This window comes from candidate division WOR-3 bacterium, assembly GCA_016934535.1.
Taxonomy (GTDB): domain Bacteria; phylum SDB-A; class SDB-A; order SDB-A; family SDB-A; genus JAFGIG01.
Genome location: JAFGSQ010000006.1, coordinates 35,547 through 50,487 on the forward strand (window position 1 = coordinate 35,547; position 14,941 = coordinate 50,487).

Annotated in this window: 16 protein-coding genes; all 16 read right to left on the reverse strand. The window is 40.1% G+C overall.

Annotated elements, in window-relative coordinates; translation table 11 throughout:
* Positions 1-81: 81 nt before the first annotated feature.
* Positions 82-732, reverse strand: a complete 651-nt coding sequence (locus tag JXL83_00765) for a hypothetical protein (GenBank protein ID MBN2362643.1) — start codon at positions 730-732, stop codon at positions 82-84.
* Complete coding sequence (locus JXL83_00770) at positions 729-1,532, reverse strand: GNAT family N-acetyltransferase (protein ID MBN2362644.1); 804 nt, start codon at positions 1,530-1,532, stop codon at positions 729-731. Before JXL83_00770 ends, JXL83_00765 begins: the two co-directional genes overlap by 4 nt.
* Positions 1,522-2,061, reverse strand: a complete 540-nt coding sequence (locus JXL83_00775; protein ID MBN2362645.1) for an MGMT family protein — start codon at positions 2,059-2,061, stop codon at positions 1,522-1,524. Before JXL83_00775 ends, JXL83_00770 begins: the two co-directional genes overlap by 11 nt.
* Before the next feature lie 25 nt (positions 2,062-2,086).
* Positions 2,087-3,031 (reverse strand): glycoside hydrolase family 130 protein, encoded by a 945-nt coding sequence (locus tag JXL83_00780; GenBank protein MBN2362646.1) that lies wholly within the window; start codon positions 3,029-3,031, stop codon positions 2,087-2,089.
* Positions 3,028-4,062, reverse strand: a complete 1,035-nt coding sequence (locus JXL83_00785) for a glycosyltransferase family 4 protein (protein ID MBN2362647.1) — start codon at positions 4,060-4,062, stop codon at positions 3,028-3,030. Before JXL83_00785 ends, JXL83_00780 begins: the two co-directional genes overlap by 4 nt.
* A 22-nt stretch (positions 4,063-4,084) precedes the next feature.
* The gene (locus tag JXL83_00790) at positions 4,085-5,530 is read right to left on the reverse strand and encodes a glycoside hydrolase family 130 protein (protein ID MBN2362648.1); all 1,446 of its coding nucleotides are present in this window, start codon (positions 5,528-5,530) and stop codon (positions 4,085-4,087) included.
* Positions 5,531-5,543: 13 nt separating this feature from the next.
* Positions 5,544-7,820, reverse strand: coding sequence for a glycosyltransferase family 4 protein (locus tag JXL83_00795; GenBank protein ID MBN2362649.1), 2,277 nt, complete (start codon positions 7,818-7,820; stop codon positions 5,544-5,546).
* A 48-nt stretch (positions 7,821-7,868) separates the two neighbouring features.
* Positions 7,869-8,951, reverse strand: a complete 1,083-nt coding sequence (locus tag JXL83_00800) for an alanine racemase (protein ID MBN2362650.1) — start codon at positions 8,949-8,951, stop codon at positions 7,869-7,871.
* 4 nt (positions 8,952-8,955) lie between these two features.
* A complete protein-coding gene (locus JXL83_00805) occupies positions 8,956-9,396 on the reverse strand; it encodes a GNAT family N-acetyltransferase (GenBank protein ID MBN2362651.1) in 441 nt (146 codons plus the stop codon).
* 69 nt (positions 9,397-9,465) lie between these two features.
* Positions 9,466-9,888, reverse strand: coding sequence for a VOC family protein (locus tag JXL83_00810; protein MBN2362652.1), 423 nt, complete (start codon positions 9,886-9,888; stop codon positions 9,466-9,468).
* Between the two features lie 204 nt (positions 9,889-10,092).
* Complete coding sequence (locus JXL83_00815) at positions 10,093-10,818, reverse strand: class I SAM-dependent methyltransferase (protein ID MBN2362653.1); 726 nt, start codon at positions 10,816-10,818, stop codon at positions 10,093-10,095.
* Positions 10,819-10,859: 41 nt separating this feature from the next.
* Positions 10,860-11,411 carry a nitroreductase family protein gene (locus JXL83_00820; GenBank protein MBN2362654.1) on the reverse strand — a complete coding sequence of 184 codons (552 nt, stop codon included), beginning with the start codon at positions 11,409-11,411 and terminating at the stop codon, positions 10,860-10,862.
* A 19-nt stretch (positions 11,412-11,430) separates the two neighbouring features.
* Positions 11,431-11,763, reverse strand: a complete 333-nt coding sequence (locus JXL83_00825) for a hypothetical protein (protein ID MBN2362655.1) — start codon at positions 11,761-11,763, stop codon at positions 11,431-11,433.
* A 62-nt stretch (positions 11,764-11,825) separates the two neighbouring features.
* Positions 11,826-12,077 (reverse strand): hypothetical protein, encoded by a 252-nt coding sequence (locus JXL83_00830; GenBank protein MBN2362656.1) that lies wholly within the window; start codon positions 12,075-12,077, stop codon positions 11,826-11,828.
* Between the two features lie 137 nt (positions 12,078-12,214).
* Positions 12,215-12,982, reverse strand: coding sequence for a GNAT family N-acetyltransferase (locus JXL83_00835; GenBank protein ID MBN2362657.1), 768 nt, complete (start codon positions 12,980-12,982; stop codon positions 12,215-12,217).
* Positions 12,983-13,076: 94 nt separating this feature from the next.
* A complete protein-coding gene (locus JXL83_00840; protein MBN2362658.1) occupies positions 13,077-14,825 on the reverse strand; it encodes a cation:proton antiporter in 1,749 nt (582 codons plus the stop codon).
* Positions 14,826-14,941 lie beyond the last annotated feature (116 nt).

The window sequence follows — 14,941 nt, forward strand, 5'->3', positions numbered from 1 at the left end:
TTATAAACAATAAAGGGCTGTTTTTTATGCGACAGCCCTTTTTATTATAATGCTCAAGGTAAAATAATTCCCAGAGAACTATTAGTCAACACTGATCAAATTATTTTTTATCCATTTGTTAAAATCCGGTTTACCTGCATTAAACAGCAATTCTTTCAAGGAAATTATACTTAAGAACAGCCTGAAGACATGAGCGTAGTTCTTGTAACTGCCTCTGTCCGGATTGTCTACAATTTCAATTATCTCATTTTTTGACAAAAACAATCCGTCCGACCTCAGCTGATCAGCGGCGAAGATTGCAAATCCTTCAAAAAACCAGACAGGACCCATGGCGTCTTCGTCTCCGTTGAGAATCCTTATATGCAATCTGTGCGCGATTTCATGAGCCAGAAGTTTTTCGTAACTCGAGTCTTCTATACCTTCGGGATAAACCACGGCATAAAATTCAGGAGTCATTGCCGTCAAAACACCTTTCTCAAGAGCTGCGCAATACGTGTCGGGTAATTCGAATTCCGGTACTATCTCCGCCAATGAGGCAAGTTCAGAATTGAACTTTTTCTTGTCGTTAAAAATTCGGACTTCATTCATGAAAGGTTTTTGGGCATGCTCTTCCCAGCCGAATTTTTTCGCAAAAGCACTTACTCTTTTCCGGGCGTTGTCTATATAACCTTCAAATTCAATTCTTCTGTTTTCCAAAGATTCCGGTAAAACAAGATTAATGCAATCTTTCATCCGAAATTTCCTCCGATTCTTCCGTAAAGTTTATCGGGTTGCCAGGGAAATTCTTTTCCAAGAATCATTCTTTTCGCCCGTTTTTTTTCTGCACACCCAATGGACTTAAGGAATTTAATCCCTTCAAGATTATCAGCGGGTAAGACCGCTTTATTTTTCATTGTCTGCTTTTTTTTCATCAATTCTATGCCTGCTTCAGCATTTTCAGCAACGACAAGACCTTCTCCCATTTTAGGAAGAAAAAAACCCTGAATTCTTGCATTTTTTTTATAAACAAATCCGTCGTTAATTTTATCGGAAAGAATGCAGTTTCTTTTCTCTCCCGAGACTTTTTCATCCATTTTCATCACAAGTAAAACATTTTCCGGCGTCAAGGGTTCGATGTGTTTCGCTCTAATATCTTCTTCATTTTCCAAATCAAAAAATACATATTCAGTCTGAATTCTGAATCCTGCTTTTTCGTACACCGGGCAACCAAGTTCCGTCGCTATGAGAGAGACTGTCTCGCATTTCGAAGTGTTTGTAATCTCCAGTAATTTTCTGACAATCTCTTTACCGAGTCCTCTGTTCCGGTGGTCCTGTCTTACTATTATATGCGCGAGCCAGGCGGTTTTTCCGAAAACGATAGCAGTTCCGACACCAATTATGTCCTCGCCCATGAAAACCTTTATGGGTGTGCAAAAATGTTTTGAAGCATAATACATAAAAACGGGGACAATATCACCCCACCCTTCCGGCTGAAGCTTTTTCAGACTTTCTGCTTCTTTATCCGACAATCTTTCTATAATATTAAAATTCATATAAAAATTTATTCAAAACAACTTTATTTTTAGAATCGAATTCAATGCCTTCCATTTCGAGAAGCCTTCGTTTCATGTCTGAGCCTCCCTGAAATCCTCCCAATGACCCGTCAGACCTCACTGTTCTGTGGCAGGGAATCAACAGTGGAAAAGGATTTTTGGACAAAGCATTTCCAACAGACCTCGCGCCGTTTTTCAAACCGAGGTATTCGGAGATTATTTTATATGTCGTAACAAAACCTCTCGGAGTTTTACTTTCCGCCGCAAGCACCTTATTTTGAAATTCCGAGCAGACACTAAAATCGAGCAAATCAAGGTTGAATGTAACTTCCCATCCCTTTAGAAAAGCCTGGATTTTGTAAGCGGTATCATCAATCTGGTCGCAGCTTTTTTTCTCGCAATCCGCTCTTTTTAATGTTCCTCCGTCCTTTAATGAAAAACCTGTTATCAGGGAGTTTTTCTCATATAGACGCCAAAAAATAACTGTTTTACCGAAAACAGTAATATTATCCAAAAAGTAACAGTCCATTTATCTCGCCGTTTGAAGAATATTTTTATATCAGATGATTCTCTTTTCCCGACTTCGTCAGGCAAAGACCTGTCAAATCTTTTATGTCGGCTTCTCCCACGCACATCACCGTGTCTGCGCCGCCCCAATAGATTTTCACGGTTTTGTCCGGTTCAGGTACCGCCCCGCAAGTAAATACGACATTGTGTACATAACCTGTAATTTCCCAGGGATCCTGCGGTTGTAAAATCCAGTCATCTGATATGCCGAGGATTTTTGAGGGATCTTTTATATCGTGGAGAGCTGCTCCAAGTCTGTATACGGCTCCGTCCATAGTTTTAAAAACTCCGTGATAGATATTTAACCAGCCTTCATCTGTCTTAATAGGTGTCGCCCCGGGACCTATTTTCATCTCGTCCCATCTGTACTGTCCGGGTTTCATTATTACTTTTGAATCACCCCAATAGATCAGGTCGGGAGAATATGAAATCCAGATAGACCAGGGTGAAATTTCAGAATGAGGCCTGTCGAGTCTCGCGTATCTTCCGTCAATTTTCTCCGGAAAAATTACGACATTCCTGCTGTCAGCCACGGTGATTAAAGCGATTCGTTCAATGTTAAAAAAATCCTCGGTTTTGGCCAAGGCGGTTCTTACTCCGTGTCTGGAATAAGCGCTGTAAGTTAAAAGAAATTCCCCCTCGATTTCACAGATTCTGCAGTCTTCAACTCCGTATTCTTCGTATTCTGCAAAAACACCTTTTTCGGCGGGGACAATAAAAGGTTTTTCCCTGACTATAAAATTATATCCGTCTTCGCTTTCGGCTATACCGATTATGGATCTGCCGTTTCTTTTGTGTGAACGAAAAAGCATGACATATTTTCCGGCGTGTTTTACTGCACCGGCGTTGTGGACGGTTTCAACCTGATACGGGACGTCATCCTTCGTCAGTATCGGATTTTGTTTGTATCTGCGGACAATTTCTTTTTTCACCTTTTTAACGCACCTTCAGAATTCAATAATATTTCATTATAAACTTCTATATATTCCCGTGCCATTCGTTCTTTTGTAAATTTGTTTTCTATTGTTTTTCTGCAATCACTTCTTTTGATTTCACTTATCTTTTCTACGCAGTCCGCCGCCTCCTTAACGGATGAAACGAGAAAACCTGATTTTTTATCTTCTATTATTTCCTGCATGCTTCCTTTTTTGAAAGCTATTACCGGAGTCCCGCAAGCCATAGCCTCAACAACCGAGAGACCAAAAGGTTCTTCAAAATTTATCGGATGTAACAGAGCCTCAGCATTGCCGAGTAATTCGTTCCGTTCCTGGGGGGCGACACTGCCAAGATAATTTATTTCCCCTGATTTGACAAACGGCTCAATATATTTATGAAAATATTCCTTGTCCTGTACAATTCCAGCCATCAGCAGTTTTTTCCCTGTCATTCTCGATATCTCCACCGCTTCTTTGGCTCCCTTGTCCGGATGGAATCTTCCGAAAAACAACAGGTAATCCCCTTTTGGATTTTCTCTGTAAGTGAAATTCTCAAGATCAATTCCATGGTGTATGGTCTTTTCGTAGGACAGCAGAGGAGACCTGTCAGAATCGCTTATAGAGACATAATATGTCACCTCATCGTATTTTTTATAAACCTCGATAATTTTTTCAGAAGAAAATCCGTGTATTGTCGTCAAAACAGGAGTCTGGACCAGTTTTGAATATGTCAAAGGCAAGAAGTCGAAATTATTGTGAATTATGTCGAAATCGGAAGCCTTTTCAAAGCAGTTTGATATGTGCAGGCATTCCCGGACTTTCGGATCTACTTTTTTGTCCTCTTCATAACCTTTCGGGCAGACGGACAGGAGTTTTGCGCATGTAACTGAATCGCCCGTTGCGAAAAGAGTTACGTCCATTCCCATTCTGACAAGTTCTTCTGTAAGAAGAGATGTAACCCTTTCCCACGGTCCGTAATGCCTTGGCGGTGTACGCCAGGCTATAGGAGCGAGCATTGCTATTTTCATTGCATCTGAGAGCCGGTTTTGGTCAGGTCATAGCGTCTAATAAATCTTTTGTATCAACAACGGCAAAACCGGTTGCATAATCCGACATCGCGTAAGGAATTATAAGTTTATTTTTATGTTTCAAAGCTCCGCAGGTGTAAACAACATTCGGAACGTAACCTTCCCTTTCATTTTCGTCCGGTTCAATCAAAGGTTTTTTAAGGCGTCCGATGACTTTTGAAGGATCGTCCCTGTCGAGGAGAAAAGCACCAATACAGTATTTTCTCATCGGCCCGACTCCGTGGCTCAGGACAATCCATCCTTCATCGGTTTCTATCGGAGAACCGCAGTTTCCGATCTGGACAAATTCCCATGTAAAAGTAGGGCGGATAATTATTTGGGGTTCAAACCAGAAATGAATATTTTCAGAATACATAATGAACAAATTTTCGTTGTCCTGTCTCGAAAGCATCGTGTATAAACCGTTGATTTTCTTCGGAAAAAGAGCAAGCCCCTTGTTTTTTGCCGCTGGTCCGTTCAGAGTGATGAACGTAAAAGAAACAAAATCTTTTGTCTCAATCATTTGGGGGAGAATCGTTTTACCGTCAAACGCTGTATATGTCGCATAATAAAGGCGGGTCCCGTTTTCTTCTGAAAACAATACAAATCTTGCATCTTCAATCCCGTTGCGATGACTGGGAGCGAAAGGAAAGATCGCTTTTTCTGAGGTTTTTTGATCAATTCCAAAAGTGACTTCATAATTTGAATAAGCGAGCACAAGAATGTTCTGAGCGGTTAATTCTATATCTCCTCCGGAGTGTTGAAATCTATTTTTAGTTCGGTTAATATTTTCCTTTAATTCCGACAAAGTAAAATTTTCCGGAAGCAGTGATAAAACATTTTTGCTGAATTCGTTTTGAAAATTCAGTTCAGTTAATTTCCTCGAAAAAAGGTTTTTCTCATATATTTGATTCGGTTTCATGACCGGTTGAGTTACAAAAGGAGTCGGCTGTTTGATCTCAATCTGAAAATCATCCGATATCGTTCCTTCTCTGAATACTATCGACGAAATGTGTCCTTCTCCTGTAGCTCTCAGACTTAATATGAATTTAATTGAACCTTCGGGGAGACCGGATTGATCGGGGTGCGGAACAATGCACGGATTGAAAAGGGCGGCTGATTCGAGAGAATATTCCTGCGTGAAATACGCTCCGATTAGAAGTTTTCTCTCGTCAGAAAGTGCATTGTCCGTTATCGTCCAGCGCCGAACATTTTCAAAATTTCTCAATAATACTTTTTTTATATCCTGGTGACGGGTTTTAAAATCCGTCATAACTTTTTCCAGCACCTCTTTTGTCTGTTTTTCGCTAAGGCTCATAACCCTTCCGATAATCTTTTCTCTTCTGCTTTCATCTTCCGGGATAAACTCTCTTATTAGAACTCTTTCGTGAGAGGGTTTTAATATTATGTTCTTTTTTTCAAGATGCAAATTTTTCACTATTTTATTCCTCTATAGGATTTATGTACTGCAATTTTTTCTGTTCCGCATTGAATCCATGCATTGAAAGCAGAGACAAGAGCCATGCGAGTGTCGATTCGGCCCCCTGATTCAAGTTGGGTCCATCGGGAGTCAAGCCGTCTTTGCACCCGCCCGTCGTGTAATCGTAAAGAGGTTCATTCAAAACATTCTGGCCCAAAAACCAGTTGAAAGCAAGATGCGCCGTGTTGCTGTAAAGCTCGTTTCCCGTCATGTTGTATGCCAGAAGACATGTTTCGAGCATTGATTGAGCTTCAATAGGCTGTTGATCGAACATGGATTTTGTCTTGCCTTTTCTCAGCCAGTCTCTGTTGCCGACCGGACAGAAATAATTCTTTTCTATCTGCAGTTCTATCAGCCAATTCAAAAGTTTGTATCCTGTTTCTGTCATGTCGTTGCGCTGCATCCATTGTCCTGACAACAAGAGCGCCTGAGGCACTTTCGCGTTTGCATAAAACAGCTCGTCGTCGAACCACGGCCATTTTTCATCCGGCCGGTTTTTAATTTTTTCAAAAAGATAATTTGCCAATTTTTCGCGTATCCTGCGAACTTCGCTGTCACCGGAAAATCTTGCCAGGTACGCGTGTATTCCGACCAAAGCAAACGAAACTGAACGCGGATGCCTGAGTTCTTCCATCAATTTAATGGTTTTGTGAAAAAGAGTCGTGCTCAAAGCAACACAACCCCTGTCTTTTGACAGGGCCGCACTCACACCGAGACCCCATATTGCTCTGCCCTGGCTGTCTTCGGAACCTTTTTCTTCGAGCCAGGTTCTGTCAAAAGACATGAAGTTTCTGAACCATCCGTTCTTTTCATTGAAAGCGTGCTGGATGAACGCGAGATACTTTTTTTGAAATCTGAAAAATTGAGGATCTTCCGGAGTCAGACTTTGAGCCATCACCGATGCAATAAGAGCTCTCGAGTTGTCATCCATACAGTAACCGTGATTGTAATCAGGTATCGAATAAGTGGCGTGCTGTATTATTCCTGTATCATCAGTCATTAGTAAAATGTGCCTGAAATCAATTTCGGGCAGGCTTGTCTTGTCCTGATCGAGTGTTTTCGTGTTGAAAAACACTCGCGCTTTTTTGACTCTTTCATCCTTGACTTCGTTAAAAACAGCCAAGTAATCCACGGCGACCTGATTCCAAACTGCTTTTCGAAGATACGTGTAAGCCCGTTTTCTCATGGCGTTTCGTTTATTGTCGTCTTCGAGAAGTTCTATTACAGAATCAGCCAATCCGTCTGAATCCCTGAAATTCACCAAAATACCCCTGTCATCCGCCATCATTTCCTTGGCGTACCAATAAGGAGTCGATACAGAGGCTTTACCCACACCCATGGCGTAAGCGAGTGTTCCGGATACTATCTGCGCTTCTGAAAGATACGGAGTTACATATACGTCGCATGCGCCAAGGAATTCACAAAGTTCCTTTCTGTCGACAAAGCGGTTAAAAAACATAATATTCTGATCTACACCGATTGCTTTTGCACGCCTGACAAGGTTTTGCCTGTATTCTTCACCCTGCGTTTTTTTTATGTTGGGATGAGTGGCTCCTACAACTATATAAACTGCGTCCGGGTGTTTTTTAACAATTATCGGCAGAGCCTCTATCATAAATTCGATCCCTTTGTTTGGAGACAGAAGACCGAAGGTGAGGATTACTTTTTTTCCTTCCACGCCGAACTGGTCTTTGTAAAAATTTGGATCGACAAAGGGCATGTCAGGAATTCCGTGGTGTATTAAAGTAATCTTTTCTTCCGGGATATCGTATATATCTTTCAAAAAACAGCAAGCAGTCTCTGACATGACGACCAGCCTCGATGAAAGGGAAGCTATATCAATCAGCGTTTTTCTCTGCTTGTCTGACGGCTCTTTAAGCACAGTGTGCAAAGTCGTCACTACCGGCATTCTCAACCGGCGAATCAGTGAAAGAATGTATGTTCCCGTTTCGCCTCCGAAAATTCCGAATTCGTGTTGAAGCGACACAGCATCAATTTGGCTGATGTTCAGGTAATCAGAAGCAAGTACATATTCGCTCGATCTGTTCTGATTTATCTCAAAACGGACTTCTTTTGGATATTTGTATCCTTCAGATCTGTCGTTCATCGCCAGGGTCCAGCAATCAATTTCATTTCCGACATTAGAAATCGCCGTGACAAGGTCTGTAGTAAAAGTCGCTATTCCGCACATCCGCGGAAGGTAATTTCCTATGACAGCGATTGATCTGATTCTTTCCAATTTTATATCCTTTTGTTATATTCCGTATCTATGAGATTTAACAACGCCTTATTTGTTTTCAATTTCAAATCTTTTATCAATGAATTTAGAATTCATAATCCTCAATACCCCGAGATAATCCAATTTAAATTCAAGAAAATCTCCGGTTTTGTAATTTTTGGGATTGTCTCCAAGATCAATCACAAACATATCTGAACTGGCTCCAATTATTGAATATGAGTCGTCGGCAGGGAAAACATGGTTTTTATCTACATCGAGTATACCTATGTCAATTATAGCCCGATGTGAATTTTTATTAGCTTCGTTTATATCATGTCTTTGACTTTCTCCCTCAATGTTAGTCCCCATATCGCCTATTGGTATACTCGGTTTATTTTTAAGTTCGATTATTTCGCAGTATAGTTTAAAAACGTCAGGATGAAGGTCTTTTAACGGCGCTCCGTTGTAGACATCCGTTCCCAAAAACAGAGATTCTCCCACTCTGAAATGATTTATTCCCCTGGGCAAAAGATTTTGAAAAATTAAAGGTATGGTAACAGAGGCTCCCCCTGAAACAAGCGGAATCCTTTTTCCGAATTTAGCTTCAATTAATTGCTTATATAAACTTAACTGTATTAGTTTATCATGATTCGGAAGCACTCCATTCAAACAAGCAAGGTTTGTCCCAATTCCAACAACTTCTATATTTGGAAGTTCGAATATTTTTAAATAAAAATCCATCAATCTGTCTCTCATGACACCTTCTCTAAGCTCCCCCATCTCAATCATAATAATAATCTTATGTATTTTGTTCTGACACTGGGCTTCTTTGGATAAAAGGCCAACGGTTTTCAATTCTGTATTAAGACTAATATCTGCATATTTTACGACACTTGGAATTGATTTCTGTGGCGGGGGTTTTATGTAAATCGTTTCAACGCCGGGATCTATACTTTTAACCATCTTCAAGCTCGAAAGTCTCGAGTCGCAGACCTGATCTACGTTTAATTTCAGCACTTCTTCGAGATATTCTCTGTTTCCGCAGAGAAGTTTAGTGACTACGGCCCATTTTATTTCGTGTTTTTTAAATATCTTGTCGAGATATTTGTAGTTAGACCTTAATTTTGAGCTGTTTAATGTTATTTTGGCCATATCACTATTTGGCAAGTCTCATTTCGAGATACTTGTTTGTGAAACCGGATTTTTCATAGAGGAATCTCGCCGGATTGTCAGGTTCGACATGAAGCTTAATGTTTCCATCCGCTTTTTCAATAGTATTTCTCAGCAGTTCTTTGCCTATTCCTTTTCCCCTGTTCTCTCTCTTTGTGGCTATATAGACGAGAATATTTTCAGGAATGTAGTCTTTCATTCCGGTCCTGTTGACGACAACCGCGCCCAGAATATCGTTTTCGGAATTGTATGTAATGACAAATCCACCGAATGATTCTATATTTTTCAATGCGTAATCGACCGCTTTTTCAATCGCTGGTTTAGGGTCTCCGTATTTGTCTAAATTTTCAAAAAGAAAATCGACAATTTTACTTTTTTCAATGGGAGCCGGCTTGTTATCCGGTCTGTAAATTTTTATTTCTGCCATGATATAACTCCTTTCATATACATAAGGATTGAGATAGAGCTTTCAAAATCTCAATATAAAATCCTGCCGTCAAGTCTTTGAACTGTGAATTTTCTCTGCGAAAGCCAAAACATGACCGTCCGGATCCGAAAAGTAACAAGTTCTGTCACCCCAGTTTCTTTTCTCTATCGGGCTAATCTCTACAGCTCCTGTTTTTTTGGCGTTTTCGTATTCAAATTCAAGATCTTCGACATATAGGTATAATTCGCACCTCGGAATACCGTTTCCTTTTGACGGATGAAGAGTTTTTTCTTTTAATATAGACGCAATACCGTCATTTGGCATAATGCCTAATCTTAAGTTTTCAAAGACATCGAATTCTGTCATCCCCGGGACATCAAGATCAGGTTCCTTCCTGAAAATATTTTTGTAAAATTCAGCGCTCCTTTTCTGATCACTGACATAAAGCACTGTTAGGAAACACTTTACATGTTCAAGCAATTTACTCTCCATTTTATTGATTTTTTGAAATTTTTTAAGAGTTTATTAAAGAAAAACAACATCAAATATATATTATATCATAACATGCATGTAAAATATTGTCAAGGTAAAGGTAAAAATGAATCAGTTTCTGTAAAATATGAACAGCGCGCAGCCATTTCCGTGTTTTTTCTACATAAAAGGCTTATAAAAGTATGAATTTTTATATTTTACAATTCATTTTATCAAACTTACAATACCGATGTATTGACCCTTTTCTAATTCAGAATGCTCTATTGTCTCAAAAAAAACATTATAACCTGCTTGTTCAAGGAGATCCTGCCAGGTCTTTTGATGAAAAATTCCGTTTATTGAAAGATCGTCCTCGAACCGTATTTCACCTTTTTCGTTCATCAGAATATACGCGAAATAAGTTTCTGTCAGATTATCGTCCGGGTCGTCATCTTTCATCCATTCCAAATATCTCATGCTTCTTTCTTTTCTGTCGTGTCCTCCATGGCTCGTTTGAGGCTTGAAAGTTTCCTTGAAGTAATCCGGTGCCATGAACAAAATTCCGTCTTTTTTCAGGTGTTCCATGGCCGTGATGAAAGTTTTGAAAAGATCTTCTTCCGTTGTCATATACATTATTGCGTCGTGAATGAAAACAAGGTCGAATTTTTCTCCAAGCCTTACTACCCTCATGTCGCCTTCAAAATGTCTGCATTCGGGATTTAATAACTTGCTGACCTCAAGCATACCCGGAGAGATGTCGACTAAAGTCATGTTGTAATGTTTCTTAAAGAACGATGCGTTACTGCCTCCTCCGCATCCAAGTTCAAGAGCGCATTTTATATCTTTCTTGTATTTTTCAATTATTTTTATATAAAGTCCGGATTCTTCCTCGTAATCCTCGGGAGCGGACAACACGGGCCACCACTTGGAGAGTTCATTATAGAGTTTCACGTTCACCTCCCTTTTTTCTGTCGCTTGGTTCGACCTTTTCTCTAGCGAATATAATTGACAAGGTCAAGATTCCTTTTCGGCGCTTCCGGTTGTGTATCCATTGCTTTGTATCCGAGAGCGATTGAATAAAGCGGTTCGTATCCTTCCGGAATGCAGATTTTTTTATTAACTTCATCTTTTAAACCGAAAAGCACAAATCCCAGCCAAATTGAACCTATATTGAGGCTTTCAGCCGCTATCAACATGTTCTGCGTTGCAGCACAACAGTCAATTTTATATGTTATGGCGTCTTTTTTCCCCGAAATCACAATTAGCGTCGGCGCTTTGTAAGTAATGTCATATTCAGGATTTTTACCGGCATTTTTAATCCATTCATTGTCAAGAGACGACATGAACTTTTTTGCTTCAACATTTATCAGATCAATTATTTTTCTGTCCTGAATTACAGTGAAATACCAGGGTTGAGTATTGTGACCTGAAGGAGCGTACATGCCGGCCTCTATAATCCGGTCAAGTTCCTCCTGCTTTATCTGTTCTTTTTTATAAGCTCTTATACTTCTTCTTCTCTTTATAGTCTGAAGTACATCATTCATCTATGCCCTCCTTTTGTGCTTATTTGTCACCTAATTCATCTCCTGCATTCAATCTCTCTTTCAACTCAATGCTCATCTCGAGGAAATCCCTGTAAGCCTTATCTCTTTGTTTAAACATTGAAAAATAGACTGAAAATATGTTATAGAATTCATCGGAAGTACAATAATCGAAAAGAATGATTCCATCGAAGCAATTGACTTTCTGAATAATAAACGGAAGAACAAAATCGTTGAAATATCTGTCGAAGTGTTCTTCGACAAATCTTAGTCCGTCTATACCCGTGTGATAATCAACAATACTCTTCCTTTTTTCAAAATCTCTTATGACACCAATATTTCCGCTGCCGGTCATATCCTCATACGTGCTTTTTTGCAGATTTATCCGGGATAATGTTCCCATTAAATTAATCACCGCTAACGCAGAATCCTCTGAGAAAAACCATCGGCCATAGATAAAACCAGAGGAGACGCTCTTTCGAGCCAGGTGCTGTCTTTCTCTATTTGTGTCTCCAGTTCCTCTATATTGAATTGTATGTCCTGAAGAAAACCGGCGATATATTTTTTTTCCAACTGTCTCTCCTGAAAATCCGATCTCCAGTTATTAAGAACAAAGCCGGCTGTTACGCCAAGAAAAACCACTAAAAGTTCAAGTGTCAATTTAAACAATAAACTTCCGCGATCTTGTTTTGGGTTATTTTTGTTTTTGGACATTTTTATCCATGATATTATTTCTTGTAACTATATTCAACATCATAAAATCGGCGATGATTAAAAAATTCCGAATTGCAATGAGAGCGACTAGTTCATAAAATATTTTCTTTTTTTAAAATGTTTTTCAATCTTGTCATGGACACGTATCTGTCTGCGAGAAGTTGTCCGTCGTAAATCAGGTTGAACGTCGCGTACAAAGAAGGCGCCTTCTGGGCTTCGGCGGGGGTTTTAAGTTCTTTAATTTTTATATTCTCGTCAAGTCCGGATGCGTGTATTTCCTGAATAAGCCTCGCCACCCATGGACACTGCTTTGAATATACTATGTTAATGCCCTTATATTTTAACAGCTGTTTTTTCCAGTCATTAAATCTTGGAAGCGGAGCTCCTTTAAAAGAACGCACCAGCAATTCATTCGAGGAACCGTCCTTTTCAGTTTCTATGAAGCCGTTTTTAATAAAAAGCCTTTTATCAGCCATAAAAGGTCCGGAACTTGTCACGACAGCAACACCCGGGCATCCCGATTTTTTTGCATCCTGAAGACACTCTTCTATTAACTTAGATCCATATCCGCGACCCTTGTTTTTATTAGGGTAGACATAAAGGCAGTGAATGAACATGTATTCCTGGGCTGATACAGCGCGCCAGGCATTCTCTCCGGGAACGTACTCGATGAAACCGGCAGGTCTTTTTTGATTTTCAGGAAATAAAAGTTTAATTCTCAATCCCTCAGAGAATCGTTTTTTCAGCCATCCGGTTTTCAAAGGGTGCGAGCTGTGTTTAGGATTGATAAAGCAAATTATTTCAGGATATTCTTTGTAGTTTTTTCCGTCGACATTTACTATTTTGACCAAATTCTTCATTGTTTACCACCCTTATTAATATTCAAGTAAAACATAAATAACCGGCAGGCACTTTTTCCCGACGACAATGACACTTTCGCCGTGACACACAAATTTATTCAGCCAGTTTATTGTCTAATACAGATCTCTCTACAATAAGATCTTTGAACACGTCCTCAAGAATTTCTTTTGTGGTCGCGTAATCCTTGATTTTCAGAATTAACTCCCTTATACCGACTTTGGACATTGATCTTGCTATAAAAGAAAGGATTTGTATCTGCATGTCGACGTCGTCCTGAGGCGTCAGGATAAGGAAAACGAGCTGAGAAGGTTTTCCGTCTGGGGAATCCCAGTCTATGCCGGTTTCACTTTTACCGAAAACAACTACAGGCTTCTTCAATTCTTTCATTCTCGCGTGCGGAACTGCTATACCCTCCTCTAAAGCCGTACTGACAAGTTCTTCTCGGGCAGAGACTTCATTCAGTATCAATGATTTTTCAAGTCCGCAGATATCCGAAGCGGACGCACATAGTATTTCAAGAGCTTTGAATTTTTCCTCTACGCCAAGGTCTTCGATGATGCCTTTTCTTGAAAATTTTAAAACGCCTTGTCCTCTGTATCTTTTTCCGACTACAAACGACAGCCATGGCCCTAAAATTATTGAAGAAATGATCGCACCGGCAATTATAGCTACATAGACGCTTTGCGTTATAAGACCGAGCTCCACGGCCAGAGTGCTTATTACAATGTGCATCTCTCCGCCAGGTGTGTGGAGAACCGCTATGGTGGCTCTGTTTTGCCTTGGTGTTCTGGCGAAAATGGTCCCAATGTATGCCGCCAAAAATCTAGCGATTATACCGATGAGAGACATAAATGCGACGAGAAATAAATCGAGATTTGCAAGTATATCGAATTTCAAGCCTATGTTGACAAAAAACAGGGGCACAAAAACTGCGTGAACTATGTGCGATATAGTCGTCCTCGTCTTTTCCGAAAGATCTTTAGCCTCTCCCGCTATCATTCCGGCTATAAAAAAACCGAAAAGAGCGTGAATTCCTATTCTTTGCGTCATTGCGCCGAAAGCGAGTCCTGTGAGGACGACAGCAGTCAAGGCATAGCCTGAATTATCGTGTGTTCTTTTCTTTATCTGCGTAACTATAAAAGAAATGACGTGCCTGCCGGCAGTCAAAGCGGCAACAGTGAACAATAGTGTCGCGCCGGCTATTTTCAGCGTAAAAACAATGTCGAACGATCCGTGAGAAAATATTCCGAGGACAATGGTGAATATCATCCAGCCGATGATGTCGTTAATTGAAAGGCAGGAGATGACTAGAAATCCCATGTCCGTCTTCAGCAGGTTCATGTCCTTCATAGCTCTTATTGCTACGGGCAAAGCGCTTATTGTCATAATAGTGCTCAAAAAAACCGTGAACAGAATCCTGTTGTCCGGATCAACCAGATATTTCGACGGCAGAAAATATATGAAAATCCCGCTTATTATCATCGGAAGAAAGATGTCGAACGAAGAAATCTTCGCCGCTTTTTTCTTTTGTTTCCAAATACTTGAAAAGTTCACTTCGAGTCCTGTAGAAAGAAGAAGTAAAAGAATTCCCGTCCACGCGATAGTCTCAAGCATGTTGCGTTGTATTATGTCGTCAGGGAACAAAGCGCCGAAAAAATTTGGGAACAAGCGTCCTATTATAGTCGGCCCCCAAATTATACCTACAAGTATATCCGCAGTAACCGTAGGTTGTTTCAAGCGGGAAAAAATAAGACCTAATAATTTCGCCGAAGAAAGAAGAACAAAAATCTGTAAAAGAAACAGGAGAATATGACTTTCGTCAAGAAAGTGAACTCCGCCCAAGACACCGCCTTCTTTGAAGTCAAATAAATCTTGTGTCGCAAGTGAAATTTAACATTTATCCTGCAGGATTTGAAGAAAATTCAATTCATTTCGCAACTCGTGTCGCTAAACCGGCA

Excerpts from the sequence above, each read along its gene's own strand:
- JXL83_00765 (MBN2362643.1), bottom strand. The coding sequence starts at position 732 with ATGAAAGATTGCATTAATCTTGTTTTACCGGAATCTTTGGAAAACAGA.
- JXL83_00810 (MBN2362652.1), bottom strand. The coding sequence starts at position 9,888 with ATGGAGAGTAAATTGCTTGAACATGTAAAGTGTTTCCTAACAGTGCTT.
- JXL83_00805 (MBN2362651.1), bottom strand. The coding sequence starts at position 9,396 with ATGGCAGAAATAAAAATTTACAGACCGGATAACAAGCCGGCTCCCATT.
- JXL83_00820 (MBN2362654.1), bottom strand. The coding sequence starts at position 11,411 with ATGAATGATGTACTTCAGACTATAAAGAGAAGAAGAAGTATAAGAGCT.
- JXL83_00775 (MBN2362645.1), bottom strand. The coding sequence starts at position 2,061 with ATGGACTGTTACTTTTTGGATAATATTACTGTTTTCGGTAAAACAGTT.
- JXL83_00770 (MBN2362644.1), bottom strand. The coding sequence starts at position 1,532 with ATGAATTTTAATATTATAGAAAGATTGTCGGATAAAGAAGCAGAAAGT.
- JXL83_00825 (MBN2362655.1), bottom strand. The coding sequence starts at position 11,763 with ATGACCGGCAGCGGAAATATTGGTGTCATAAGAGATTTTGAAAAAAGG.
- JXL83_00835 (MBN2362657.1), bottom strand. The coding sequence starts at position 12,982 with ATGAAGAATTTGGTCAAAATAGTAAATGTCGACGGAAAAAACTACAAA.
- JXL83_00785 (MBN2362647.1), bottom strand. The coding sequence starts at position 4,062 with ATGAAAATAGCAATGCTCGCTCCTATAGCCTGGCGTACACCGCCAAGG.
- JXL83_00800 (MBN2362650.1), bottom strand. The coding sequence starts at position 8,951 with ATGGCCAAAATAACATTAAACAGCTCAAAATTAAGGTCTAACTACAAA.